Origin of the sequence: Nocardiopsis deserti (assembly GCF_008638355.1) — a bacterium.
Classification (GTDB): Bacteria; Actinomycetota; Actinomycetes; order Streptosporangiales; family Streptosporangiaceae; genus Nocardiopsis; species Nocardiopsis alborubida.
On the sequence record NZ_ML703349.1, the window covers coordinates 127,217 to 153,515 of the forward strand.

The 26,299-nt window shown below is 69.2% G+C and carries 21 protein-coding genes and 2 pseudogenes; 6 read left to right on the plus strand and 17 right to left on the minus strand.

Features of this window, described 5'->3' with window-relative positions; translation table 11 throughout:
• Positions 1-145 precede the first annotated feature (145 nt).
• Positions 146-1,417 (plus strand): aspartate kinase, encoded by a 1,272-nt coding sequence (locus FYW99_RS05685; protein WP_082768385.1) that lies wholly within the window; start codon positions 146-148, stop codon positions 1,415-1,417.
• Complete coding sequence (locus FYW99_RS05690; RefSeq protein ID WP_150250917.1) at positions 1,414-2,475, plus strand: aspartate-semialdehyde dehydrogenase; 1,062 nt, start codon at positions 1,414-1,416, stop codon at positions 2,473-2,475. The genes FYW99_RS05685 and FYW99_RS05690 overlap by 4 nt, the downstream gene beginning before the upstream one ends.
• A gap of 216 nt (positions 2,476-2,691) precedes the next feature.
• On the opposite strand, the gene FYW99_RS05695 is transcribed toward FYW99_RS05690, so the two are convergent.
• On the minus strand, positions 2,692-3,435 hold the full coding sequence (locus FYW99_RS05695) for a GntR family transcriptional regulator (protein WP_150250918.1): 744 nt from the start codon (positions 3,433-3,435) through the stop codon (positions 2,692-2,694).
• A 365-nt stretch (positions 3,436-3,800) separates the two neighbouring features.
• Between FYW99_RS05695 and FYW99_RS05700 the strand changes: the two genes are divergently transcribed.
• On the plus strand, positions 3,801-4,148 hold the full coding sequence (locus FYW99_RS05700) for a PLD nuclease N-terminal domain-containing protein (RefSeq protein ID WP_150250919.1): 348 nt from the start codon (positions 3,801-3,803) through the stop codon (positions 4,146-4,148).
• Positions 4,149-4,341: 193 nt separating this feature from the next.
• Positions 4,342-4,989, plus strand: a complete 648-nt coding sequence (locus FYW99_RS05705) for an endonuclease (protein ID WP_150250920.1) — start codon at positions 4,342-4,344, stop codon at positions 4,987-4,989.
• 2 nt (positions 4,990-4,991) lie between these two features.
• Here the strand turns inward: FYW99_RS05705 and FYW99_RS05710 are convergent, their stop codons facing one another.
• From FYW99_RS05710 to FYW99_RS05775, 14 genes and pseudogenes are all read right to left on the minus strand, one after another.
• Positions 4,992-5,771: a cupin domain-containing protein gene (locus FYW99_RS05710; RefSeq protein ID WP_150250921.1), complete on the minus strand. Its 780-nt coding sequence runs from the start codon at positions 5,769-5,771 to the stop codon at positions 4,992-4,994.
• A 76-nt stretch (positions 5,772-5,847) separates the two neighbouring features.
• Positions 5,848-6,957 (minus strand): hypothetical protein, encoded by a 1,110-nt coding sequence (locus FYW99_RS05715; protein ID WP_223838769.1) that lies wholly within the window; start codon positions 6,955-6,957, stop codon positions 5,848-5,850.
• Between the two features lie 92 nt (positions 6,958-7,049).
• Entirely contained in the window at positions 7,050-8,477 is a 1,428-nt protein-coding gene (locus FYW99_RS05720) for a DUF6177 family protein (RefSeq protein WP_150250922.1), read from the minus strand.
• Between the two features lie 155 nt (positions 8,478-8,632).
• The gene (locus tag FYW99_RS05725; protein ID WP_150250923.1) at positions 8,633-9,139 is read right to left on the minus strand and encodes a hypothetical protein; all 507 of its coding nucleotides are present in this window, start codon (positions 9,137-9,139) and stop codon (positions 8,633-8,635) included.
• Positions 9,136-11,721 carry an MSCRAMM family adhesin gene (locus FYW99_RS05730; RefSeq protein WP_150250924.1) on the minus strand — a complete coding sequence of 862 codons (2,586 nt, stop codon included), beginning with the start codon at positions 11,719-11,721 and terminating at the stop codon, positions 9,136-9,138. Before FYW99_RS05730 ends, FYW99_RS05725 begins: the two co-directional genes overlap by 4 nt.
• 82 nt (positions 11,722-11,803) lie before the next feature.
• Positions 11,804-12,178: a DUF6507 family protein gene (locus FYW99_RS05735; protein WP_150250925.1), complete on the minus strand. Its 375-nt coding sequence runs from the start codon at positions 12,176-12,178 to the stop codon at positions 11,804-11,806.
• 266 nt (positions 12,179-12,444) lie between these two features.
• On the minus strand, positions 12,445-12,627 hold the full coding sequence (locus FYW99_RS05740; protein ID WP_150250926.1) for a DUF397 domain-containing protein: 183 nt from the start codon (positions 12,625-12,627) through the stop codon (positions 12,445-12,447).
• Positions 12,628-12,799: 172 nt separating this feature from the next.
• Positions 12,800-13,803: pseudogene (locus FYW99_RS05745) on the minus strand (IS5 family transposase).
• 54 nt (positions 13,804-13,857) lie between these two features.
• Positions 13,858-14,226, minus strand: coding sequence for a DUF5753 domain-containing protein (locus FYW99_RS05750; RefSeq protein WP_223838771.1), 369 nt, complete (start codon positions 14,224-14,226; stop codon positions 13,858-13,860).
• A gap of 156 nt (positions 14,227-14,382) precedes the next feature.
• Entirely contained in the window at positions 14,383-15,330 is a 948-nt protein-coding gene (locus FYW99_RS05755; protein ID WP_223838772.1) for a hypothetical protein, read from the minus strand.
• 352 nt (positions 15,331-15,682) lie between these two features.
• A complete protein-coding gene (locus tag FYW99_RS05760; RefSeq protein WP_150250927.1) occupies positions 15,683-17,005 on the minus strand; it encodes a dihydrolipoamide acetyltransferase family protein in 1,323 nt (440 codons plus the stop codon).
• 14 nt (positions 17,006-17,019) lie between these two features.
• On the minus strand, positions 17,020-18,033 hold the full coding sequence (locus FYW99_RS05765) for an alpha-ketoacid dehydrogenase subunit beta (protein WP_150250928.1): 1,014 nt from the start codon (positions 18,031-18,033) through the stop codon (positions 17,020-17,022).
• 13 nt (positions 18,034-18,046) lie between these two features.
• Positions 18,047-19,156 (minus strand): pyruvate dehydrogenase (acetyl-transferring) E1 component subunit alpha, encoded by a 1,110-nt coding sequence (pdhA, locus tag FYW99_RS05770; RefSeq protein WP_150250929.1) that lies wholly within the window; start codon positions 19,154-19,156, stop codon positions 18,047-18,049.
• Between the two features lie 581 nt (positions 19,157-19,737).
• Complete coding sequence (locus FYW99_RS05775; protein WP_150250930.1) at positions 19,738-20,415, minus strand: GntR family transcriptional regulator; 678 nt, start codon at positions 20,413-20,415, stop codon at positions 19,738-19,740.
• Positions 20,416-21,158: 743 nt separating this feature from the next.
• On the opposite strand from FYW99_RS05775, the gene FYW99_RS05780 reads away from it, so the two are divergent.
• Positions 21,159-21,923 (plus strand): phosphatase PAP2 family protein, encoded by a 765-nt coding sequence (locus tag FYW99_RS05780; RefSeq protein ID WP_150250931.1) that lies wholly within the window; start codon positions 21,159-21,161, stop codon positions 21,921-21,923.
• A gap of 189 nt (positions 21,924-22,112) precedes the next feature.
• On the opposite strand, the gene FYW99_RS05785 is transcribed toward FYW99_RS05780, so the two are convergent.
• Complete coding sequence (locus FYW99_RS05785) at positions 22,113-22,625, minus strand: SRPBCC family protein (RefSeq protein WP_150250932.1); 513 nt, start codon at positions 22,623-22,625, stop codon at positions 22,113-22,115.
• 628 nt (positions 22,626-23,253) lie between these two features.
• On the opposite strand from FYW99_RS05785, the gene FYW99_RS05790 reads away from it, so the two are divergent.
• Positions 23,254-25,200, plus strand: a complete 1,947-nt coding sequence (locus FYW99_RS05790) for a heavy metal translocating P-type ATPase (protein ID WP_150250933.1) — start codon at positions 23,254-23,256, stop codon at positions 25,198-25,200.
• Between the two features lie 201 nt (positions 25,201-25,401).
• Here the strand turns inward: FYW99_RS05790 and FYW99_RS33045 are convergent.
• A pseudogene (locus FYW99_RS33045) lies at positions 25,402-26,275 on the minus strand (hypothetical protein).
• Positions 26,276-26,299: the final 24 nt, after the last annotated feature.

The window sequence follows — 26,299 nt, forward strand, 5'->3', positions numbered from 1 at the left end:
TAACCTCCGCCTGGCCGGGTAAGCCCCACCGCTGGTGTGTCAAGACGCCACGCCCTCCCGTCGCAGGTCAGATGGGGTGGACGAGGACGTCTGTGGCTACACTCCATTTCATTGTCTTGATCCCAACTCCTCAGGAGCATCGATCGTGGCCCTAATCGTGCAGAAGTACGGTGGGTCTTCCGTGGCAGACGCGGAAGCCATCAAGCGAGTAGCCCAGCGGATCGTCGCTCAGAAAAAGGCGGGATATGACGTCGTCGTCGTGGTCTCGGCCATGGGCGACACCACCGACGAACTCCTGGACCTGGCCGAGCAGGTCAGCCCGATGCCGCCAGCCCGCGAACTGGACATGCTGGTCACCGCTGGTGAGCGCATGTCCATGGCACTCGTGGCGATGGCCATCGAGAACCTGGGGTTCGAGGCCAGGTCCTTCACCGGTTCCCAGGCCGGTGTCATCACCACGTCGCTGCACGGCAACGCCAAGATCATCGACGTGACGCCGGGCCGGATCCAGGAGGCCGTGGGCGAGGGCGCGATCTGCATCGTCGCCGGGTTCCAGGGCGTCTCCCAGGACACCAAGGACATCACGTCCCTGGGCCGGGGCGGCTCCGACACCACCGCCGTCGCGCTGGCCGCCGCCTTGGAGGCCGACGCCTGCGAGATCTACAGCGACGTCGACGGTGTGTTCACCGCCGACCCGCGCATCGTGCCGACCGCCCAGCGCATCCCCCAGGTCTCCTACGAGGAGATGCTGGAGATGGCGGCGTCCGGGACCAAGATCCTGCACCTGCGCTGTGTCGAGTACGCGCGTCAGTACAACATCCCCCTTCACGTCCGTTCATCTTTCAGCCAGAAGCCAGGGACCTGGGTTGTCCCGGAAGTCGAGGAAAGCGAAGGCATGGAACAGCCGATCATCTCCGGTGTCTCTCACGACCGGAGCGAAGCCAAGATCACCGTCGTCGGCGTGCCCGACAAGATCGGTGAGGCCGCGACGATCTTCCGGGCCCTGGCCGACGCCGAGATCAACATCGACATGATCGTCCAGAACGTGTCGGCGGTCTCCACCTCGCGCACCGACATCTCCTTCACGGTCCCCAAGGACTTCGGCAAGGAGGCCGTCGCCGCGCTCAAGAAGGTGCAGGACAAGGTCGGGTTCGAGTCCCTGCGCTACGACGACAAGATCGGCAAGGTGTCGCTGATCGGCGCGGGCATGCGCTCCTACCCGGGCGTCACCGCCCGCTTCTTCGACGCCATCGCCGGTTCGAGCACCAACGTCGAGATGATCTCCACCTCGGAGATCCGCATCTCGGTGATCGTCGAGGAGGACCAGATCGACGCGGCCGTCCGCGCCGCCCACAGCGAGTTCCAGCTCGACGCCGACCAGGTCGAGGCTGTCGTGTACGGAGGTACCGGCCGATGAGCAACCGTCTTCCCACCCTCGCCGTCGTCGGCGCCACCGGCGCCGTCGGCACCGTGATGCTGGACATCCTGACCCAGCGCGAGAACGTCTGGGGCGAGATCCGCCTCGTCGCCTCCCCGCGCAGCGCGGGCAAGGTCCTGCGCGTGCGCGGCGAGGACGTCGTGGTCCAGGCCCTGGCCCCCGAGGTCTTCGACGGAGTGGACGTCGCCATGTTCGACGTCCCCGACGAGGTGTCCAAGGAGTGGGCGCCGGTCGCCGCCGCCCGCGGCGCGGTCGCCGTCGACAACTCCGGCGCGTTCCGCATGGACCCCGACGTCCCGCTCGTGGTGCCCGAGGTCAACGCGGACCAGGTCCGCAACCGTCCGCGCGGCATCATCAGCAACCCCAACTGCACCACCCTGTCGATGATCGTGGCCATCGGTGCCCTGCACCGCGCCTACGGCGTCACCGACCTGGTGGTCTCCTCCTACCAGGCCGCCTCCGGCGCCGGCCAGGAGGGCATCGACACCCTGCGCGACCAGATGGCCAAGGCCGGTGCCGACCGCAGCCTGGGCGACACGGCGGGCGACGTGCGCGCCGCCGTCGGCGAGCTGGGCCCGTTCCCGGCGCCGCTGGCCTACAACGTCGTTCCGTGGGCGGGTTCGCTCAAGGACGGCGGCTGGTCCTCGGAGGAGCTCAAGGTCCGCAACGAGTCCCGCAAGATCCTGGGTCTGCCCGACCTGCGCGTCTCGGCCACCTGCGTCCGCGTCCCCGTGATCACCACCCACTCGCTGGTCGTGCACGCGTCCTTCGCCGAGGAGGTGCCCGCCGACGCCGCCCGTGAGCTGCTCGGCTCCGCGGAGGGCGTCCAGGTCCAGGACGACCCGGCCAACGGCGAGTTCCCGACCCCGGCCGACGTCGTGGGCACCGACCCGACCTGGGTCGGCCGCATCCGCCAGTCGCTGGACGACCCGAGGTCGCTGGACCTGTTCCTGTGCGGGGACAACCTGCGCAAGGGGGCGGCGCTCAACACGGCGCAGATCGCCGAGGTCGTGGCCAGGGAGTTCACCCAGGCCTGACCGCGCACACCGTCGGGCGACTCCAGCCGATCACTCCGGGTGATGGGGAACGGTTGGGCGGAGCAGGCGTCCGGTGGTGTCCGCACCGGCGTGGTGTTCGGCGAACGGTGAGGGCGGCGGCCCCCTCCTCCTGGAGGGAGCCGCCGCCCTCGCGCGTGTCCGGGGTCGGCGTTCGGGCGCCCGCCCCGGAGGGCGCCGGGCCCGCGTGTGCCCGGGTCAGTACCGCCGCGGGTCGCCGGGGCGGCGGGGTCGGGCCAGTGTCAGTTTGTAGAGGAGTCGACACTGCTCGGACGAACCGATGAGGTCGGAGGTCTCCACCGGCCGGTTGCCGCTGAAGTGGGTGCGCTCCACCACCAGCACGGGCACCCCCGGCGCCGATCCGAGCAGGGAGGCCTCGGAGTCGCGCAGGGCGCGCACGCCCACCTCCTCCACCACGCGGTCGACGGGGTGGCCCGCCGCGCTGAGCCGTTCGAGCAGTCCGCTGCCGGGCGAGCTGTCGAAGGGGGTGCGCAGGGTGCCCGCGGTCAGGGACGCGGGCTCCCAGGACCGGTGCAGGGTGATGGGCAGTTCCGAGGACAGTCCGCGTGAGGTGGTGCGGTACACCGGTTCTCCCTCGCGCAGCCGCAGCCGCAGGCTCAGCGGCGGCGCGCACTGCTCCTGCTCGGTGCCGATCGCCTCGCGGCTGAGCCGTCCCAGACCGGAGCCGGAGGAGGAGTCGGTCCGGCAGATCCGGAAGAGCTCGGGGACGGTGCGCACGTAGTACCCGGAGCCGGGCCTGGACTCGACCAGGCCCTCGGTGACCAGGAGCCGGAGCGCGGTGCGGGAGATCTGCTCGCTGACGCGGTAGGAGCGCGCCAGCCGGGTCCGGGAGGGCAGACGCGTGCCGGGCGGCAGCTCCCCGCTCAGGATCGGCCCGCGCAGCTGCTCGGCCAGCCACAGGTACCTGGGTTGCCTGCCCACGGCTACGGGGCCTCGGCCGCGCGGCCTCCCATCGCCCGTTGGTCTCTGCGCTCCGCCGTGGGAACGGGGACGTGGTGGTCGCCGGTGCCGGGGCCGCCACCGTCTCCGGTGGGGAATCCGGGGGGGAGGAGGGGAGTGAACCTGCCAGATCGCCGAAGCTCGCCCATGGTTCCCAGTAAAGCAGCGCGGAGGCCCGACCGGTGGCCTTACCTGAAAGTAGTGGCCCGCGTTCGGAAAGTCACCGCGGAATCGGAACTCCGTCCTTGCGTAGTGGAAACGCCCGAAAACCGGGTGACGCCACGGGATCCCCCGCGCAAGCAGTTACTCTGCGTAATAATAGGGAGTGCGCCTTGTTGGGGGAAACCATGATCACGAACCTCGCGGAACGCGCGGACACGGCCGTCACCTGGATGAGCGGGATCTTCGGGGTGATCCTGGCGCTCGTGGGCCTGGCGCTGCTGGTCCTGCTCCTCGCCGCGATCATCTCGGCGCTGGTCGACCGCGACACCTCCGTGGGCGGCAAGCTGCTGTGGGTCATCTTCATCCTCTGGTTCCCGTTGCTGGGGGCGATCGCCTGGTTCGTGGTGGGCCGCAAGGGCCACCTCAACCGCTTCCTCGGCATCGACAAGGGGAAGGCGCGCCACACGATCCCGTCCAGCGTCGGCCAGCACAGCGACGCGCCGCCCCACCGCAACGGACTGAGCCACGCCTGAGCCCGGCGCGGGGCGCCGCGGCGGGGAGGAGCCCCGGAACCGGGACGGGACCCGGATCCGGGGCTCTCCCGTGTCCGGTGCCGGGAGGGAAGGGGCCGTACACGGCCCTGTGGACAAGCGCGTCAGCGCCCTCCGGCCGGGTATCAGCCCTGTACCAGGACGCATCCGACCACACCTGGAAGGGGGCCGGGAGATGGCCAGGAACGCCGACGTCGCCCGCGCCGTGGTGGACGAGGCGGGGACGACCCTCGCCGCCGAGGCCGGGATCCGGATAGCGGACAGACCCTCAGCGCTGTGGCGGCTGCTGGTGCTGGTGAACCTGTTGTCCGCGCGCATCTCGGCGCGGATCGCGATCGCCGCCGCCAGGGAGCTCAACGAGGCGGGCGGCACGACCCCCGAGGGGATGGCCTCGCTCAGCTGGCAGGACCGCGTGGACGCGCTGGGGCGCGGGCACTACGTGCGCTACGACGAGAGCACCGCCACCCGGCTCGGCGAGTGCGTCGACCGGGTACGCGAGGAGTACCAGGGCGACCTGCGCAGACTCGGGGAGCGCTCCGAGCACCGGGCGAGCCGGGTGGAGTCGATGGTCCAGGAGTTCTCCGGCATCGGGCCGACCGGCGCCGTGATGTTCTGCCGCGAGGTCCAGGCGGTGTGGCCCTGGCTGCGGCCCTACACCGACAAGTACGTGCTGGGCGGAGCCAGGAAGGTCGGCCTGCCGGAGGACGGGGACAAGCTCGCCAGGCTCGTGGAGGGCGACGACGTCGCGCGCCTGGCGGCCGGGCTCGCCCGGATCGCGCGCGACGGGGACCTCGCCGACCGGGTGCGGCAGAGGATCGGGTGAGGTCAGACCACCTCGAAGTCGGCGAAGTCGAAACCGGGGGAGACGAAACAGCTGACCAGCGCCTCCTCGCCGCCCAGCGGACGGGCGGCCTGCCAGGTACCGGCCGGGACCACCGCCTGGAGGCGTTCTCCCCGCTCGATCCCCGAGCCCAGGGTCACCTGTCCGTCGGGCTCGGGCGCCCCTCCCGTGCCGCCGTACTCCAGCACCAGGGGCCCGCCCCGGTTGAACACCCACACCTCGTCGGAGCGCACCCGGTGCCAGCGCGACTCCTCCCCGGGGCCGAGCAGGAAGTGGATGCCGGTGGCGGTGGGCCGCGGTCCCGGGTAGCCCTCGGGGCGCACGGTGACGCCGCTGTGCCAGGTCTGCCGGTACCAGCCGCCCTCGGGGTGCGGCAGCAGGTCCAGCGCCTCGGCCGTGGCGGGCCGCTCCTCGGCGCCCGTGTAGCGGCCCGAGGGGTCGCGGCGCAGGTAGCGCACGCCTGTCACGGCTGCTCGGGGGATCGGCCCGTACACGTGCGGGAAGAGGACGTCGTCCCCCACGCCCGGCGGCGGGGCGGGCTCGGCGGCCTCCCAGCGCACCTCGCGGCCGACCGCGTCGGTGTCCACGACGAGGGCGACCAGCTGCCCGGAGGCGCCGGCGTAGAACGCGTTGGCCACCGCCAGCAGCGTGGGCTCGTCCGGCGAGGCGTGCACGAACCCCTGCGTGCGCAGGGAGTCGGCCTCGATGTCGCCGCCGCCGGAGGTCCAGCGTTCGAGTTCGGTCATGTGCAGCACGTGGGGCATGCGGCCGACCGTATACCAGTCCGGGTGCAGAGATCCGTTGTCCACAGGCTGTGGACAACACGTGCGGACAGGCGGATCACAGGTCCGCCGTCGTCTCCGCCGCCTGGAGGAAGTGCAGTGAGGTGTAGCGCTGGTCCCGGGTGAGGACGGCTCCGTCTCCAGCCCGCTCATCGGGCAGGTCGGCCGACAGTTCGCGGTGGCGGGAGTCCCCGTCGCGGCTGAGGAGGAAGACCTGGTAGCGGCCCTCCTGCCATCCCAGGGCACGGGAGGCCCGGATGACCTCGGCGATCCTGCGGTCGTCGCCGTCCGGCGAGGCCAGGAGCTGTGCGGCGGATCCGGGGGTCCACTCGACCTGGTCGCGCCGGTGGACGATCGCGGGCACCGCGGCCCTGACCTCCCCGTCGGAGTGGAAGGCGATCCGCTCCACGTCCCGGAAGAAGCGGCCCGCCCGGCAGACGTAGGCGTGGCACTCCTGGTAGAGCGGCCAGGCGTCGTCGGCGGCCACGACCACGGTGTCCTCGGTGTCGACGGGGCGCTGCCGGTACACCCGCATCGCCCGGCTGCGCCGCCTGAGCCAGGCGGCCACCCGGGGGTCGATGTACCCGGCCGCCTCGAAGATCCGCCGGATCTCGAAGGGGATGTCGACGTTGAGCATGGAGTCGTGGTGAGCCAGGCGGTTCCTGAACTTGTGCACCCCGTCCAGGGCGACGGAGACCTGTTTGCGCTGCCCCGAGGAGTGCGGGAAGGCCCGGTGCAGGCAGTCGCGCCAGAGCTGCTCGTACCTGGCGCCCACGAGGCCGGACCAGAACCCGAAGGTCAGGCCCGCCACGATCTGGTCGCGCGTCTCGCGGGGGGCGGGGAAGCGCGTGGTGTTCCCGCGCAGGCGCTGGCGTACGAACCCCACGGCCTCGCCGACGTACTCGCCACCGGGGACGGGCATGAGGAACCAGGGGATGCCGCTGGTGTCTTCCCTGTAGTGGTCGCGCAGGCAGCGGTCCAGGGTGTTGCGCAGCAGGACCTCCAGGTGGCCGACGTCCTCGAACGCCGCCGCGGCCGTGTGGCCGCTCCACTCGTACACCGCGAGGGCGGCGCGTCTGTCGCCCCCGGTCCTGTCGAGGTAGGGGGCCATCCGGGGCTTGGAGAGCCGACTCCACACGAGGTCAACGTCATCATCGACACCAGGCATGCGGAGAGGCTATCTTTGCGGAGAACGCCCCGGTGCCGCCTCTGTTCCACGCGCCCGGGGCTTTGTCGTGGGCCCGGCCGGGCCGGAGACGGTCAACCGGCCTCACGGGTGTGAGCGCCCCGAGCGGGGGCTCCCGGGCGGAGGTGCTCCATCAGCTCACGTGAGCGTCTGCGGTCCTCTGGATCAGTGCCGTCCCCGATCGGGTACCAGACGGCCGGGGTCAGCGGCGGGCCGAACGGCACACCCTCCACAGGCGCGGACAGGGCGTGCTCGACACCGAGGGAAGCCACCGCCTCCGCCCCGATGCCCAACCCGACCTGAATCGCCACGTCCGTCGAGCCGGACTCGTACGTGAGGTCCGGGCGTCCGGAGCGCCTGCGCACGCTGATCGTCCGAAGGTCTCCCCGGGCGGCCAGTTCTTCGACCAGGCCGGGCAGCACGGTCAGGTCCGGTTCGGCGCCCGGAGGATAGCCGATCGCGAGGGTGACGTGCTCCTGTACTCCGTCCGGGACTCTGGTGACGCGAAGCGTTCCGGTGAAGGGACTGTCTCCTCCTTCCGGCGGCGGACCGTTGAGGACGAACCACGAGGCGTTGGGGGCGCGCCTGCGTGCCACCGCGGTGAGGTCGGCGGTGTCCCAGGACAACGGTGTGGGTTCGCTGGTGCCCCACAGGGAGGGCACGGCCCCGGCCAGGGCCTGGGTCAGCAGCTCCACCCCGCCACCCAGGAGCAGGTTCCCCTCGGCGGGGTGGAGCAGGGACAGGTCCACCAGCAGGTGCGTGCCCGAAGCCTCGCCCCCGGGCACTTTGCCGGCTGTGTCCGCTGACGGATCACCAACGAAGCCCCACTCCTCGTGCCAGGCGAGGGGGAGACCGGAGAATCCGTCGTGGTACCTGCCCTCTGGGGTACGCACCACCCACCGGGTCATCGGGTGGGCCAGGGACGAGCGCAGGACGTGGGTCAGCCGTGAGCTGGAGGGGGTCACCAACTGGAAGCCCCGTCCCTCACGGGTGTGAGTGGTGATGGCGTCACCCAGCCACGTGGTCATCGGCACCACCGTCCGGTCCTGTATCGCCAGGGCGACCCGGTCGGTGGTCAGGGTGACGGCCGGGTGGTCGGTCGCCCCGAGCAGGAGAGGGTCGTCACGCCGCAGGGATGACGGAGACTGCCACACGACGCCGCCGAACTGAGCCACCAGGGAGTCCGCGAAGCGACGCACCATCCCGGCGGTGTCGGCTTCGCCGGGGCCGGTTTCCGCGGCCAGGGCCTCCACCCAGTAGGGCTGGGCGGGCAGGTCGTCGCCGATGCCTTGGGCGAGCAGCCTGTCTGCCTCGCTCGGGGAGGCGAGCTTCTGCGCGGCCTGGACCGCAGCGACCAGTCGCCCGGATCCGTCGCGGAGCTGGATGACGGCTCCCTCGGCGATTGAGCGCACGCGCAGGTCGGGCCCAGCCTGTACCAGCGCGTGTGTCAGCCCGCGCATGGTGGGAGCCCGCTCCAGAAGGGCGACCACGTCGTGTGTCATCGGAGTCCTCAGGTTAAACACGGTCGGTCACGACGAGTATCTTGCTGGGTATTTCATCTCATAGCTTTTCCACATCGCACGGGTGGGAATAGGATCATTTATTTTCAGAATGTAGCTTTTTTCTGGTGTTGGTATCCTTTTTGTGGCGTGGTGATCTACTGGTCCAAGATGTCCAACATGGCTGAATCAAGCGAGGCCTGGGGTTCTTTCTCGCGATACTGAAGTGCGGATCCTCGGCCCATGGCGGCATCGTCTATCTGGATCAGTCTGGTCGTGTCAATCCCGAAACCGCCGCCTCGCTCGTAGAAGATGATGAGCGGGCTGAACATGTCCGGGATGTCAGGAAGCTCTTCTCCTGCGTCGCGCAAAGCGCTGAAGTGCAGTGCCCAGATGCAGGTGTCCTTCACCAGGGAGAAATTCTGAAGAAGGTCCTCGTTTTCTGTAACCATTGAAATGGTTTCTTTGCTGGCGCGCACGTCGGGGTTTATGATATCGGCGGGGTCGAAAAACGGCCAAGCCTTGGCGTTGAGGTGGTGTGCCCACAGGGCTGATCGTCGAAGGTACTCCTTCATCAAAGCGACCCTGGAGCGCGTGTGGTCGAAATTTCCTCGCCAGTCGACGCGTGACAGGCGTTCGGCTAGCTCATGTGCAGAGTTGCTCATTTTAGTCCTTTGAACCCGATGACGATGTCTACGATATCATCGATATTGGAGAGATCGTCTGCTATTTCGAAATCCGGTTCTGGTATACCGTACCGCCTCCAGACGATGAAGATGTCCTGATTATGCTCATGGGGAGCGATGTCATGGGCTCCGTGCTGATCAGGGTTGGGGAAATAGACGCCCTCGTCCCACATCTCGGGTCCATGTGCCCTGTAGGGGATCCCGGCCTCCATGAGTCGGCTTTCCACATACTCGTGTATCAACAGCCGGTGGAATTTGTCCGCCTCTTGGCTTTTTTCGGGGAGATTTATGTCGCCAGATTCTGCGAGTTCCCAGAATTCGGCTATGTGGTTTACGGGGGCGAATTTTCCGTTCAGGGTTTCCCCGGTTGGTGGAGTTGCAACATTGGTGTGTTCCCTCAGGAATAGGTGTTCTTTGACCTGGTTAAGGACGTCCAGATTGTATCCAGTGCTCTGGTGAATTTCTTGTGTTGATTCTGTTGAGTTAATCACTCGCCGGTAGGTGTTGGCGGCTTCGGGGGACTGGGGGACATCGATGAATCTGTCCCCGAACTCGTCAACGTAGGCGCCCGACGCGTCTCTGTGGCCTACATCGACAAACTCGCCTGTTCCCAAGTAGTAGCCATCGCCTGGTCTTGAATTAAGAATATCCGGATCTGTCTCTCCGTCGCCTTGTGTCAGGCTCTGGGATTCCTCCGGGTACTGTGCATCGGGAGTTTTTCCTTCGGAAGGATCGGGAAAACTGGGTCCCGGAGGGCCGGGTGGCCTGGGAGGTTCGGGCGGTCCTCCGGAGCGTGAGTCGCCGGTGGCTGGCCTCTGGTCCTCGTGGACGGTGACCGGGTCGCTGTCGCCTTGTGCTCCCGAGCTAGGGTTGGCGCTGTTGTCGAACGTGCCGTCAGCGCGCAGCTCTGCGCCGCTGGAGGCGACCGGAATCCGCGAGTCGGCTCCCGCGCCACCGTTGGAGCCGGAGTCCTCCAGAGGGCTCATCGCCCAGAGGTCGTCGTCGCTGAAGACCGGTGCGCGGCCGTCATCGACGGAGTCCGTGTCGTTCGCGAGGTCGTCATTGTTCCGCGCCAGCTCAGCGAAGGCCTCGTCGACCTCCTGCGCGGTCGGGTCTCGCTGCTCGTTTTGTTCGGGACGCTGCTCGGGAGCGTCCGAGTCGGTGTCACTCTCCAGGGAAGGAGCCGGTTTCTCAGCATCAGGCTGGTGACTCGGTTCAGGGGAACGCTCAGGCGTCGGTGTGGGAGCTGGTTCTTCGCTAGAAGTGGTGGGCGGTCCCTGGGTCTGGCTGTTCTCCAACTCGGAGAGGGATTCGTTCATCCCACCGATGCCGGAGGACTCGTAGTGGTCGTCGGCACTGATGCCGCCCTCTTCCAGGGCCTGCGGGCTCTGCGAGCCGGAGCCCTCAGACCGGGGCCGGTTGCCACCGTTGCCGTTGCCTTCGGAGCCGTCATATCCGCCGGAGCCCTCGCCTCCGCCAGGTACGCCCTCCCCGCTTCCGATGCCGCCGAAGATGCGGGTGAGGCGGGAGGCCGCCATCGGAACGCCCACCACGGCCCCCACACCCGTCATGGACAACGCGACGCCGCCCACGATGAAGGCCGCGTTGGTGCCCAGCGTGCCCCACGCGTATCCGGGGCGCTCCTCCAACTCGGTCCAGGGGAAGAACCCGTGCAGGGCACTGAGTCCGGCGTCCGTACTGACCTGGACACCCTCTCCGAAACTGTTCGTCCAGTCCTGGGTCTCCGGGTTCCAGACCCCGGCCGCCGCTCCCATGCCAGCGAGGACGTCGCCCCAGTAGGCGTCGAAGTTGTCACCCCAGTCGCCGGTGAACCACCCCGGTTCGCCGTAGGCTCCGACCGCGCCTCCCACGTCCTCGACGCTGCCCCGCACCACGTCCCAGGCCGCCAAGGCGGCGTCCACGGTCCAGAAGTGGTCGATGCCCTGCGGGGTGCCCCACGGTGTGGCGACGTTCTCCAGCGGTTCATCGAAGCCGTAGACCATCTCGTCGGCACCCGGCTGGGTAGTGCCCTCGGCGTCGCCCGCGATGAAGGTCGTGCCGCCGAACGTACCGGTGATCGCGTTGGCGCACGTCCGCTCGGCCTCCTGGTACTCGTGCACCAGTCCGTTGATGAGGCTGAGGAGGGCGTCGTGCTCCTGGCCCTTCTCGCTCTCGAAGTCGAAGGGGTGCTCGCCGCTGTTCCAGTCCTCGTCACCCTCGATGTCGGCGAGGAGCTGACGGGCTTCGCCCTGCGCGGCGAACAGCTCGCCACGGATCCGTTGAGCCGTCTCGGCGAAGGTCTCCAGGGCCTGGGCCGCCGTGTTCAGGGCTGTCTCGGCGTCGTCGCCCTTGGTCGACACGGGGTCCACCGCGGCGAAGAGCGTCTCGGACTCAGGGGCGCTGTAGACGGACTGGAGACCGGCCCAGGTGGACTTGATGTCGTGGCCCGCCTGGGAGATGTCGCCGCCGTCCGACTTCATGCCAGCGGCGGCGGATTCGAGTTCCCAGGTGTTGGCCGCGGGAATGGGGATCGCGTCCGGGTTGATCAGGCCGTCACTCACGGGGATGTCTCCGTCGGGGGGTGGGCGGGACGAGCGGCACTGGGGGAGTGGTGGGGCCCGGTCCGCGTGGGTGGCGGTCCGCTCAGTAGGGGCTGACGGGTTGGCCGCCCCCGGCGCCGTCCGCCGGTTCGGGGATCTTTCCGGCGTTGGCCTGGGACTCGGCGGCCATCTCCAGGTTTCCGTTCACGTAGTACAGGGTGGCGTCGCTCGCTCCGGTGACCGCGCTGGAGGAGATGGCGACCATGTCACCGATCTCGCCGAAGTAGTGGTCGGCGAACTCCGCCAGGGCCATGCCGATGGGGTCGCTGGCGGCCCCGCTGTTGGCCTCGTTGAGGTGGGTCTCCAGGGAGCGCATGTGACTGGTGAGTCCTTCGGTGCCCTCCTCGTCGCCCACATGACCGGAGACGCTCGTCAGGATCGCGCTGACCTCCGAGGGCTGGATGTTCCACGCCGACAAGTGGCTCTCCTTCGGTTGCGGGGGCGCTGTAAGTCGATTCCTCTGCGTTGTCGAATGATGTCGCAGACGGCACAAGAAGGTCCAATCACTATGAAAGGCCTCTTGAGGGCAGGCGGACACCTGTCATACCTGGTGGGAGGGATATCGATTCCGTGCCCAGCCGCTGTGGGGGTCCACGTCACGTGTCCGGAACCGGCCAGCACGCCTGTGGACGACGAAGTCCCCGTCTGCCCGGTGTCGGCGGACGGGGACTGCTGGTTCTGTGGTCAAAGGTGGGTGATCTTGGTGCCTCGGATGAAGGCCTGCCACTCGGTGCGGTCGAACATGAGGGGCGCTTGCTCCGGCGCCTTGGAGTCACGGACCGCGTGGAGGGTCGGTGTGTCCGCCACCTCTACGCACGCCTGAGCGTTAGCGCTGTAAGAGGACTTGCGGAACGCCAGGTCGAACATCGGTATCACTCATGTCCTTCTACGTGTAGTCGTCACGCAACAGCTGTTCGATGAACTCCACCGATGGGCCGGGCAGAAGTGCCGAGCCCTGTAGGTGCCCGTACACGTCGTTGTGCCGTTCGATCTGATGGGGTTCCTCTAGGAACAGGCTAGGGCCTGTATCGAGTTGTGATCATTGATCGGCTCGGATGAGGTCCTTGATCCAGATCATGGAAGCGCGGAGATGGAGACCAGCGAGGTAGCTCTCGGGGGTCTTGTCGTAGCGGGTGGCGATGCCGCGCCACGCCTTGAGCTTGTTGATCAGCCGCTCGACGGTGTTGCGCTCCTTGTACAGGTCGGCGTCGTAGGTGACGGGGCGGCCGCCCCGTCGGCCCTTCTTCTTCCGGTTGGCGGCCTGGTCCCTCTTCTCCGGAATGACCGCCTTGATGTTGCGTCTGCGCAGGTAGGAGCGGTTCTTGCGAGAGGAGTACGCCTTGTCGGCGGCGACCGCGTCCGGCCGGGTGCGGGGACGGCCGATCGGTCCGCGCACCCGCACCCTGCCGAGCACGGGTATGAACTGCGGGCTGTCAGCGGCCTGACCCGCGCTCAGTGTGAGCACGAGCGGTCGGCACCCGCGCTCACCCGCGACGTGGATCTTGCTGGTCTGTCCGCCCCGCGAGCGACCGAGCAGGGCGGCCTTCAGCCGGAGCTTGCGGCGCCCTCGGATGCGCCTGCGTTCGACCCGCTCGGCTTCGCCTTCGGCGCCCTGTCCGGTTCGTCCTTCTTCGTCGCCCCCTTTAAACGGGCCTTCTCCTCTTCGGCGGCGGCCTTCTCCAGGGCGGCGAGCGTGTGGGCGTCCAGGTGCATACCGGCCGCATCGTGGTGGGCTCGGGCCGTGGTGGAGTCCACGCTGACCAGCGACAAGTCCACCCGGCCCCGCTCGGCCGCCGTCGCGATCAGACCCTCCAGCAGGGTTTGGAAGACCCCGGCGTCCCGCCACTGCCGGAACCGGTTGTGCACGGTGGACCAGGGGCCGAACTCGGCGGGCATCTCCCGCCACTGTGCTCCCGTGCGGAATCGCCAGAGCACACCCTCGAACTGCTGTCGTAGCCGTGTGGGATACGGGCCGTACTCGCCGATCGGCAGGAACGGCTGGACGTAGGCCCATTCCTCGTCGGTCAACTGCGCGCGTGTCATGTGCTCCGAACTACCGGATCCGCCCTGGCCGCCGCGGCGGATCCAGCAGATTGATCACGACTCGATACACGCCCTAGTAGTGACCGACTCGGTGAACGCGAGTGTCTGGTCCAGCGGGTCCTCGAAGTCGAGAAGGATGAAGGAGCCGAGCATCGCGGAGTGGGCGCCTGCCGAGAAGGGAAGCACTCGGAGATCCACGTTGTGCCTGGTGGCCGAGTTGATGAGGTGCTGAAGCTGCTCACGCATGACGCCAGGTCCGCCGACCATTCGGCGTAGGGCGCCCTCGTCGAGGATCGCGTACAGCTTGGCCGGGTGCACACCCTCCAGGATCCTCTGTCGCTCCAACCTGGCCTGTACATGACGCTCGACGACGCTGGCGGGACGGGCGGCGCCCCGGCCGTTCCGGGCAGGGGCGCCGCGCACGCGGATCGCTGTTCAGGGGTTGGCCGTCACGGCGAGTCCGTAGTCGACGACGCGGTAATCGTCGTTCGACCCGTCCTCCGAGGGGAACTTGACGTGGTCGGCCCAGTCGGTCAGCGACAGGTCCGAGGGGGAGGGGATACCGAGCGCCTCGGCGGCCTAGATCACCATCATCGCCAGCCGCACCCCGTTGACCTCGTCGTAGGGGTACCTCGGCGAGTGGTAGGCGATGTCCTGGCGGCGGTGGCGCTCCTCGGTGGCCCTGGTCCACCCCAGTTCCTCCGGCGTGGGGGACTCCGGGCCGAAGAGGTCCACCACCGCGTCGTCCAGGCCGAGTTCCACGTGCTCACCGAGCTCGAACTGGAAGACCCAGGGGCCGTCCGTGCCCGGGACCCGGCCGTGGAAACCGAAGGAGCGCGAGAGGCCCAGGGCGGTCAACTCGGCGGGCAGGGTGCGCAGGGAGTCGGCCAGCAGCCTGCCGTACCCCTTCCAGTCGGTGTGCCGGGTGATGCCCGCGAAGGACATACCGGCGTTGTCCCTGACCGGGCGGGTGCCGATGAACCCGCCCACGGTCCCGGCCCCGTGTTCGCGGTTGTACCAGAACCACCCCTCGGCCGGGTCGTTGGGCAGGAGCGACAGGACGGGACCCTCGGTGCCCGCCCGCAGTTCCAGACTGTTCTCCCGTCCCCTCCACCGCATGAACGGGGCGCCCCAGTGGGGGACGTCGTCGTGGAAGGAGGCGGAGGTGTCGTCGGCCCCGAGGACGTGGGGTTGGACGAACGCGTCACGGAGGCTCTCGGCGACCTGCCCGAACGCCTCGACGTGCTCCCTGACCCCGCCCCGCACCTCCTTCACGAGGAAGTGCAGACCGGCGTACTCCTCCGTGGTCGCGTGGATCTCCATGAACTCGTCCACAGGACGCAGCCGGGCCTCGCCGAAGCCCTCCTCGGTGCGCAGCCGCGGCTCCTGCTCGCCGTCGACCCACTCCCATCCCTGGCGGTCGGCCGTCGCACGCAGGTCCGCTTCGGTCCACTTCCCGGGGGAGAGTCCCCGAAGTCGGCGGGCGAGCCCCACGACGTCTTCGGTGCCGCCCTGTGTCTTCGTCATGGTTCCTCCCACGTGCCGTTCGGTTCGCGACGATCATGGCAGGAGGCGGTGAACGGGACGGAACCGGCGCGTACCGAAGGGAACGGGGGGCTTTCGATCCCCCCGTCCACAGGCTGTGGACAGCGGTGGCCGCCACGCCGGGGACGCCGGTGCCGGAGCGGTGGGAGCGCCGCCCTGTCACTCTGGCACCCTGTCGGTTCGTCGCGGTGTCGACTCGTCGGCATGTCTCCGAGTCCGTTCGTCCACAGGCTGTGGACAGGACCCGCCGTGCCCGTCCGGACGCGCGGGTCCGGGAACGACGGACGCCCCGGCCGTTTCCGACCGGGGCGTCGCGTGTACCGAGCGCCAGACGCTACAGGATGATCCGCATCGGCTCTTCCAGGATCTCCGCGAGGTCCTTGAGGAACGCGGCGCCCACGGCGCCGTCCACCGCGCGGTGGTCCACCGACAGCTCCAGGGAGATCCGGTTGCGCACGACGACCTCGCCGTCCACGACCACCGGCTCCTGGCGCATCGCGCCGACCGCGAGGATGGCCGCCTCCGGCGGGTTGATCACCGCGGAGAAGCTGTCCACGCCGAACATGCCCAGGTTGGACACGCTGAACGTGCCGCCGCTCATCTCCTGCGGCTTGAGCTTGCCGTCACGGGCCTTGCCCGCCAGCTCGCGCGTGCGCGTGGAGATCTCCGACAGCGTCGCCTTGTCCGTGTCGTGCAGCACCGGCACCACGAGTCCGGCGTCCACGGCCACGGCCACACCCACGTTGACCCGGTGGTGCTGGAGCAGCTTGTCGTCCACCCACGAGGTGTTCACCGCCGGGTGCAGCTTCAGCGCCGTCGCGCTGGCCTTGACGATCAGGTCGTTGAAGCTGACCTTCACGCCCGTGCTGGACAGCTGCTCGTTGATCTGCGCGCGGAAGGCCTTGAGCGCCTCCGCGTCGATCGTGCGGCGCAGGTAGAAGTGCGGCACCGTCTGCTTGCTCTCGGTCAGGCGGCGCGCGATCACCTTGCGCACGTTGCTGACCTTGAGCTCCTCGGAGGCGCGGCCGTCGTCGAAGGCCGGTGCGGACGCGGCCCGCTCGGCGGAGGGCTTGGCCTCCTCCTTGGCCCGCGCGGCGGGAGCGGTCTCCTCGGCGGAGGAACCCTTCTCCCGGGCGGCCTCGATGTCGGCGCGCACGATCCGGCCCTTGGGGCCCGACCCCTGGATCCTGTTGATGTCCAGGCCGTACTCCCTGGCCAGACGCCGGGCCAGCGGGGAGGTGCGCGGGCGCGCGGCCTCGTCGCCGGAGGCCGGGGCGGATTCCTCGGACCCCTCCGCCTCCTCGGTGCCCTCGGCGGCCTCCTGGATCTCCTCCGCCTTCCCGCCCTGCTCCTCCTCGGCGGGCTCGGGCTTGGCCTCGGGCTCCGAACCGCTGTCGCCGGAGTCCTCGGGCACCGCGTCCGGGGAGTCGCCGATCACGCCGATGACCGCGCCGATCGGCACCGTCTCACCCTCGGAGACGGACTGCTTGACCAGGTAGCCGTCCTCGTAGGCCTCGTACTCCATGACGGCCTTGTCGGTCTCGATCTCGACCAGGACGTCACCGGAGGCGACCTTGTCGCCCACGTTCTTGACCCACGTGCTGATGACGCCTTCCTCCATGGTGTCGGAGAGGCGCGGCATCTGGATCTCGCTCATGCTTGAAACTCCCTCTACCCGACCCGTTTGCCGACGGCGCTCAGGGTCTCCTTGATGGCGGTGCTGATCGATTCGACCGACGGCAGGGCCGCCGTCTCCAGCGGCTTGGCGTAGGGCATGGGCACCTCGGCCATCGCCACCCGGCGGACCGGGGCGTCGAGGTAGTCGAAGGCGCCCTCCTGGATCGAGGCGGCGATCTCCGCGCCGATCCCGTAGGTCAGCCAGTCGTCCTCGCAGATCACCGCGGCGCCGGTCTTCCTGACCGAGTCCACGAAGGTCTGGCGGTCCAGCGGGCGCAGGCTGCGCAGGTCGACGACCTCGACGTCGATGTCCTCCTCGGCCAGCTTCTCGGCGACCTGGGTCGCGACCATGGCCATCCGGGAGTAGCCGATGAGGGTGATGTCGCTGCCCTCGCGGGTGACCTTGGCGCGGCCGATCGTGGCGACGGTGTCGTTCGAAGGCTCGGCGTAGTCCTCGGGGACCTCGCCCTTGGAGTTGTACAGGCCCAGGTTCTCCAGGAACAGGACCGGGTCGTCGTCGCGGATGGCCGCGCGCAGCATCTGCGAGGCCTCGGCCGGGGTGCTGGGAGCGAGCACCTTCAGGCCGGGGATGAACGAGTAGAACAGCTCGATGTTCTGCGAGTGCGTGGCACCGAGCTGCTGGCCGCCGCCGCCGGGCGTGCGGATGACCATGGGCACGCTCGTCTGACCGCCGAACATGCCGTAGATCTTGGCGGCGTGGTTGATGATCTGGTCGATGGCGATCAGCGAGAAGTTGATCGTCATCAGCTCGACGACCGGGCGCAGGCCCAGCATGGCCGCGCCGACGGCCGCGCCGACGAAGCCCTCCTCGGCGATCGGGGTGTCCTTGACCCTGCGGGGGCCGAACTCCTTGAGCAGGCCCTCGGTGATCTTGTAGGAGCCCTCGAAGACGCCGATCTCCTCGCCCATGACGAGGACGTTCTCGTCGCGGACCATCTCGGCGCGAAGGGTGTCCCGCAGAGCCTGGCGGTAAGTGATCACAGACATGTGGGTTCCTTCCCTACTCCGCGAACACCGGGTCGGCGGGCATGCGGGTGGACTCGTTGGGCACCGGGGTGGCGTAGGTGTAGTCGAAGAGCGTGGAGACCTCCGGGTGCGGGCTGTTCTCGGCGAACTCCGCGGCCTCGGTGACCTCGGCCTTGACGGAGGCGGCGATCTCCTCGCGCAGCTCGTCGGTGAGGATGCCCTCCTCGGCGAGCCTGGCGTCGAACAGGGCGATCGGGTCGTTCTCCTCCGACCGGGCCTCGTCCTTCTGCTCGTCGGTGCGGTACTTGGCCGGGTCGACCACGGAGTGGCCCTTCATCCGGTAGCTCCACGCCTCCAGCAGGAACGGGGTCTGCTCCTCGCGGGCGCGCTCGATGAGCCTGGACGCGGTGTCGCGGACCGCGAGCACGTCGCGGCCGTCCACGCGCTCGCCCTCGATGCGGAAGGCGGCGCCGCGCTTGTACAGGTCGGGCTCGGCGGAGGACATGTCGACCGTGGTGCCCATGCCGGTGAAGTTGTTGATCACCACGAAGACGATCGGCAGGTTCCACAGCTTGGCGATGTTGAGGGTCTCGTGCCAGGCGCCGATGTTGGTGGTGCCGTCGCCCATCTGGCACATGACGACCTCGTCGCCGCCCCGGTAGGAGACGGCCAGCGCGGCACCGGCGGCCAGCGGCAGCTGCCCGCCGACGATGCCGTAGCCGCCGAGCATGCGGGTCTCGGTGTCGTACATGTGCATCGAGCCGCCCCAGCCCTTGGACACGCCGTCGACGCGCCCGTAGAGCTCGGCCATGACCCGCTTGGGGTCCATGCCCTTGCCGATCGCGTACCCGTGGTCACGGTAGTTCGTGAACAGGTAGTCGCGCTCCTGGAGGGCGGTCATCAGGCCGACGACCGTGGCCTCTTCGCCGAGGTTGAGGTGACAGTAGCCGCCGATCCTGGCCTGGGTGTAGGCCTGGGCCGTGCGCTCCTCGAACCGCCGGACGAACAGCATCTGGCGGTAGTAGTCGAGAAGGGTGTCGGGCTTCTCGTCGGCGAGGCCGGGGGAGGTGTCCTTGCGGGTGGTACGCCGCCGGGTCCCTGAGGACCTGGCGGTGCGGCCCTTCGGCTTGGCCGTGTCAGCCATGGTGTGCCTTTCTACGTACGAGAAGGCCTGGGGCCCCGGGTCTGTGGACCGGGGTACCAGGCCCGCCGTGGCCGCGCTGTCGGGTGCGACCGTGGCGTGCGCAGCCACCCGGCTCATGCGGTGGCGGCGCTCTGTGGCTGTTGCGGGGCGCGTTCCGGAGGAGGGTGGCTCGCCCTCCCCCGGACACGAAGCGCTGGTGGGGTCTCGTGTGCAGTTGTCCGCAGAACCCCTGCCGCATTGCTTCCCGGTCTGCACCCGCATATGCGTCCGTGGTCCGGCGCGGCGGTGTCGGTCGCACGGGTTCGTCCACCGGCCGGATGAACGACTCCGCTTGCCCGGGAGGGGCCCGCTCGTGTGTGACGTGTGTCGCGCACACTCTACGGTCTGATCGATGATCGATCAATACAACTCTATGTCAGAACGTCCGGTTTCGGAGTGGCGGGGCAGGTCACCGCGTCCTCGCGGGCCGGGAGGGATCGGCGGGGCCGCCGCCGGGGCCGGACGGGCCGGGGCGGGGCGGTTGACGCGCGGACCGGACGGGCGGACGGGCCGTCGCGGGGCGGGGGCCGGGGGCCCAGGGGTCAGCGGGTGCTCTCGTGGGACTTCAGTGCCGCCTCCACGTAGTTGAGCACGTGGTCGCTGAGCATCTGCCCCACCGAGGGGTCCCCCTCGATGAAGGCGCGCGTGATCTGGGCGTGGTCGGCGGCCTTGGCATGCAGCTCCATGTTCAGCCAGCGCACCGACAACGCGGTCCACACCTCCACGCCCAGCGACTCCCAGGTGTGCAGCAGCACGCTGTTGTCGGCGGCGCGCACCACCTCGCGGTGGAACTCCACGCTGTGCCGGATCTGCTCGGACACGTCGCCCTGTGCGGTGGCTCGTTGGAGCGCCTTCACCTCCCGCTCCAGGGGGGAGGGGTCGGCGGCCAGCCGGGGCGCGGCCAGCTGCGCCGCGACCAGCTCCAGCCCGGCGCGCACGGGGTAGATCTCCGCCATGTCCTGGACCCCGAAGGCCCGCACCCGGGCGCCCTTGTTGGGGACGGTCTCGATCAGGCGCAGGGTTTCCAGCTCGCGCAGCGCCTCGCGCACCGGCGCCTGGCTCACCCTCAGCTCCGTGGCGACGCGGCGTTCCACGATCCGCTCGCCGGGCTGCCAGCGACCGGACAACAGGCCCTCGACCAGTACCTGCCGGATCTGCTCCCTGAGCGGCTCGCGGGCCAGCTTCGAGGGATCATCCGGCAGCTGGGGCAGGTCGACCATCCAGGGCCCTTCCGTTCCACGTCCAGCACACGGCCCGTGCGCGGACCGGCTCACTCAGCGTCGTACAAGCTCCTTGAAGAGTGCCACACACCCGCGGGTCAACCGGACAGCAGGCCTCGAACCGCTAACAGAAGGCTCACGAACAGGTCGCATGGCGGTGAACCGTCGTCGACCACTGCCGGGGCGTGGGGCAAAGTCCGAGGTGGTGGCGGACGTACGTGTGCCACCACACCACCGACGGGGGGAACTGTCCGGGTAGGCTCATCTGTCGGCAATATTCACACAAAGCTGCACGGAGCGTGACGCACGTAACGACGAGGAGTTCGATGAGGTGCCCTGACCTGCGCCGACCTGAACCGGGCCGAGCGCCCGGTGCACTGTAGACGCCACTGTCGACCCCCTTGTTCCTTGGACGCCGATCCTGCTCAGAGGCCGGTCACGACGTAGTGAACCAGCCCGAAGGAACGGTCGTCGAACGGAGTGGGCGGAAAGTATCGAACTCTCCGTCATGTCCACCCCGAGTCGGCGCTGAGGACGTCAGATCAGTTCCAGCAACCACGGCTAGCCCGTCCCCCACGCTTCACAAGTGCCACAGGCAAGCCCACGACGTGTGAGACAGCACTGAGCACATGACGCACTCTTCGAGGACACGACGACATCCACGGGCGAGGCAGTTGACCGAGCCACACGACAGGCAAGAGCGGACGACACCGCTCCCGGGGCCCTACAGCGGGCCGATTCCCATGGTGCGTACCACCGTGTACGACCCGGGGCGGCCCGTCGTGCGCCCGGTCCGATGGCCCAGTGTGAGCGAGATCGCGTGGGGAATCGCGTCGGACCGCATCGCCATCATGCTGGCCGTGGCGCTGATCGTCATGACGATGCTGGCCGCGGGTCCGCTGCACCCGGTCGACAACCTCCTGAACGAGCTGCCCCGGCCCTACTGGGACACGCTCCGCGAACCCATGATCCTCTGGCCGGACACCGTCGCCTCCCGTGCGGTCGCGCTGCCGGTCCTGGGCGTCACCGCGCTCCAACTGGCCTACTGGCATCGCAGCTGGCGTCCGATCGTGCTGGGCGCGGTCGGCGTCGTGGGGATGATGTCCCTGGTGTCGGTGATGAAGCTGGCCATCAACCGGGGGCACGCCAAGGACTTCGACCCCGACTTCTTCATGGGGCCGGGCAACGTGGCCTTCCCGTCCGGACACGGGGCGAACGCGATCCTCATCTACGGCCTGGTGCTCTTCCTGATCATCCGGTTCGCGGCGGCCCGGCCGCACATCATCCGGCGCCTGGCGTACTGCATCGTCGCCATCGCCCTGCTCCAGTCCATCGTCTCGATCTACCTGCACTTCCACTGGTTCACGGATCTGATGGCGGGGATGATCGCGGGCGGTTTCGCGCTGAGGGTGACCATCCGGCTGGACCGGATGATCCCGTCCGGGCGCACCACGCAGTGGTGGCCCTGGTACGGGGAGAGGGACGGCGCGCTTCCCGCGAGGGACTGAACCGCTCTCCCACCCGTGGCACCGCGCCCGTCGGACCCGGTCCGGCGGGCGCCGCGCTTGTCCACGGCCCCGACGCCCGTCCGGGACGGAGCCGGGTACGCCGACGTGTCGACGCATCCGCGTACGTGCTGGTGGGGACGCTGGCGGATTCGCGGGGCCGACGGGGGAAGCCGGGAGGGCTCCCCGCGGTCAGGCCCCGGCCTCCACCAGTTCCCGCATGCGGGCCAGACGTTGGAGGAACATCCGGTCCATCGCAAACCTTAGTACGGTTCTGTCCACAATGGGACCAAAGAAGCTGGCGAATTCCACCCGGTCGGTGTAGGCGGTTCCGGCGCCCTCGCGTGCCGTCGTGTGCGTGTGCCGGAAGTACCGGAACACGCCGCGCAGTTGGAGGTCGGTGAAGTGGTCGCCCTCCTCGAAGGAGTCGATGACGCCGACCCAGCGCACGGGGAGGATCCCGGCCAGGCGCCAGCGCATCACCATCGTCTCACCCTCGGCGAAGCCCGCCTCGGGCCAGCGCAGGACGCGTACCCCGCCGGGCATGGAGTCCTTCAGCCCCGACTCGCTCGTGCAGAACGCGAACACCCGGTCGGGCGGTGCGTCGAAGTGGGCCGTGTAGACCGCCGTGCTGGTGGCACGGGGGCGTTCGGTGGTGTTCGGGCCGCTCAGGAGCCCGCGTTCGTCGATCTCGCGTCCGGCCATGGTCCCTCCAGGTCCACTCGGCGTCGGCCTACCCCGGTACCCCCGGAGGGAACCCGCGCGGAGGTGCCGTGAGGGGTGGCGCTGTACCGGGGCTGTACCGGGGGCACTGTCTTGGGCGGTGCTGTGCCGGGTAGCACCGTGCTGGGCACCCGGCCCCGGCTCCGGGTGCGGGCCGCCCCGCTTCCTCCGGCGGGTGCGGGCGGGGAACCCGTGTCGGGGGCCGCCGGACCAGGAGCGCCGAATGACCGGGGGAGGGCCGTCGTCCCTTGTAGGAATACCCCTTGGGGGTATATTGCTCGTAGTGACACGCCGACGAGGCGAGCGCCTGTCCCGTATATACCCCTACCGGGTATGTTGCGAGAGTGAGGAGGAGAACGACATGACCGCAGGTGAACACGGACCGCACGGCCACGACGGGCACAGGGGGCGGGACGAAGGCTCCGATGGACGTGCCGGGCACACGGGCCCCTCGGCACATGAGGGACACGCCGATCACAGAACGCACACTGTGCACACCGGTGCCTCTGTGCACAGCGAGCACGCCGGTGACGGGGACGCCCCCGGCCACGGTGAGCACGCCGGTCACGGAGGCCATGGGGGTCATGGTGGCCACGGGGATCACGCCGCGATGTTCCGGACCCGCTTCTGGTGGAGCCTGCTGCTCAGCGTTCCCGTGGTTCTCACCAGCCACATGGTTTCCGGCTGGCTCGGCTACCAGGTCCCCTCCGCGCTGACCTGGGTGCCGCCGGTCCTCGGCACCGTCGTCTACCTCTACGGCGGCTGGCCCTTCCTCTCCGGCGTCGTCGGAGAGCTCCGCGAGCGCAGGCCCGGCATGATGACCCTGGTCGCCATGGCGATCACCGTCGCCTTCGGCTCCAGCATGCTCGCCACGTTCGGCGTGGTCGGCATGGAACTCGACTTCTGGTGGGAGCTGGTCCTACTGGTCGTGGTCATGCTCCTCGGCCACTGGCTGGAGATGCGCGCCCTCGGCCAGGCGTCCGGCGCCCTGGAGGCCCTGGCCGCGCTCCTGCCCGACCGCGCCGAGAGGGTCGGCGCCGACGGCGGGGTCGAGGAGGTGGCCGTCGCCGACCTGCGCACCGGCGACACCGTTCTGGTCCGCTCCGGCGGGCGCGTCCCCGCCGACGGCACCGTCGTCGAGGGCGGCGCCGCCATGGACGAGTCAATGATCACCGGCGAGTCCCGCACGGTCACCCGTTCGGAGGGCGACCGCGTCGTCGCCGGGACCGTCGCCACCGACTCCGCCGTCCGGGTCCGCGTCGACGCCGTCGGCGAGGACACCGCTCTGGCCGGTATCCAGCGGCTCGTCAGCGAGGCGCAGGAGTCCCGCTCCCGCTCGCAGGCGCTCGCCGACCGGGCCGCGGCCCTCCTGTTCTGGTTCGCCCTGGTCGCCGCCGTGCTCACCGCCGCAGTGTGGACCCTGCTCGGCGAGGCCACCGAGGCCGTCGAACGCACCGTGACGGTTCTGGTCATCGCCTGCCCGCACGCCCTCGGTCTGGCGATTCCGCTGGTCATCGCGATCTCCACGGCCGTCTCCGCCCGCAACGGCATCCTGGTCAAGGACCGCATGGCACTGGAGCGCACCCGCCTCGTGGACACCGTGCTCTTCGACAAGACCGGCACCCTGACCAGGGGCGCCCCCGCCGTCACCGACACGGCCGCCGCCTCCGGACACACGTCCGAGCGGGTGCTGGCCCTTGCCGGTGCGGTCGAGGCCGACTCCGAGCACCCGCTCGCGAGGGCGATCGTCCGGGCGGCGCGGGAGGCGGGCGCGGTGCCCGCCGCCACAGGCTTCCGGTCGCTGACCGGGCGCGGTGTCCGTGCCTCGGTCGCGGACGCCGACGTGCACGTGGGCGGCCCGTCCCTGCTGGAGTCGCTCGGCCTCACCGAGCCGGGTGACCTGGCCGGACGCACCGGGCCCTGGCGCGAGCGCGGCGCGACGGTGCTGCACGTGGTCGTGGACGGTGAGGTGGCCGGTGCCCTGGCGCTGGCCGACGAGGTCCGCCCCGAGTCGGCGGCGGCCGTCCGGCAGCTCCAGGAGCGGGGTGTGCGCGTCGCGATGGTGACCGGCGACGCCCGCAACGTGGCCGACACCGTGGCCGAGCGGCTCGGCCTGGACGAGGTCTTCGCCCAGGTCCTGCCCGACCAGAAGGACGCCGTGGTCCGCGACCTCCAGTCGAGGGGGAACCGGGTGGCGATGGTCGGCGACGGTGTGAACGACGCGCCAGCCCTGGCCAGGGCGGACGTCGGCATCGCGATCGGCGCGGGCACCGACGTGGCGATCGAGTCCGCCGGGGTCGTGCTGGCCTCGGACGACCCGCGCGGCGTGGTGGCGGTCCGCGAGCTGTCGGGGGCCGGTTACCGCAAGATGGTGCAGAACCTCGTGTGGGCCGCCGGTTACAACGTCGTCGCCGTCCCGCTGGCCGCCGGGGTGCTGGCGCCGGTCGGGATCGTGCTCGCCCCGGCCGTGGGAGCGGTGCTGATGAGCCTGTCCACGATCATCGTGGCGCTCAACGCCCAGCTCCTGCGCCGGGTGGACCTGAGCGCCTCCTCCTGAGGGGCGCGGTCCGAGGACGGGTCCGGCACCGTCGACGGCGGAGTCGGACCCGGTAACGTCTGGGAGGAGCGTGACGCCCCTCCGGTAGCGGGAGGGACGTCGCGACAGGCCACCGTCCCGATCGGATACGGGACGGTGGCTGCCTCGTTCTCGCAGCTCAGCGAGGTTTCACGTGAAACCTTCATGCTGATCGCGGACGTGTCAGTCGAAGAGGTCCTCCGCGCGTTCGACCTTGGTGGACCGGAGGACCCACGTCCGCAGGGTCTCCAGGTCGGTGCAGGAATTGACGCGCTGGCGGACCTCGTCGGAGACGGTCAGACCGCGTGCGTCGAGGAAGAGCAGGACGCTGTTCGCGGCCTCAGCCGCACGGCCTTCCTCGCGGCCCTCCTCGCGGCCCATACGGACGTACTTGCGGGCGAAGTCGCTCTGCCACTTGTAGGTGTCCAAGGCCATCAAGCCCTCCAACTCCTTCCGGGCGGCCTCCTGAAGACCGGCCAGTACGTAGTCATAGTAAAACGTGCGGTTCTTCGGAGCAGTGGAGTCGAGCGCCTCCACTACCGTTTTCAGGGTGCGCGGGTCGGTGTCCCCGTGGGCGTAGGCCGACAGCACCGCCAGTTCGGGCATCGCACGAGCTTGCTCCACGTCGGTGACGACGGGAGTGTTGCCCGGACCGATCACCAACGGCCTCAGCACGAAGTCGGGATGACCGATGCTGATGGGTTTGGCGCACCAGCGCGCCATCGCGTCGTCAGGGCAGGACGACGAGCACGGCGGGGCACTCCAGGCGGACGTGCAGGTTGACCAGGTAGGCGGGCCAACTCGCCCGCTTCTCCTTGTCCCGGTCGTGCTGGCGTTCCACGACGACCGCCAGTACGTTGCGGGTCCCGTCGCGGAGCACTGTGGCTCCGTCGCTGTTGAGCTCCTTCGGATCGCAGTTGGTGAGGACTGAGGTGGTGGGCAGCGCCTCGGTGTGGTGGGGGACGTCGAATCCCAGGGACTCCTTGAGTAGTACTGAGGCCAGGGCTGGTTGGTTCTGAATGATCCGCAGTGGGATCTCGTGGGCTCGGCTGGGCATACGTCTCCTTGTCGGTGCTGTCGG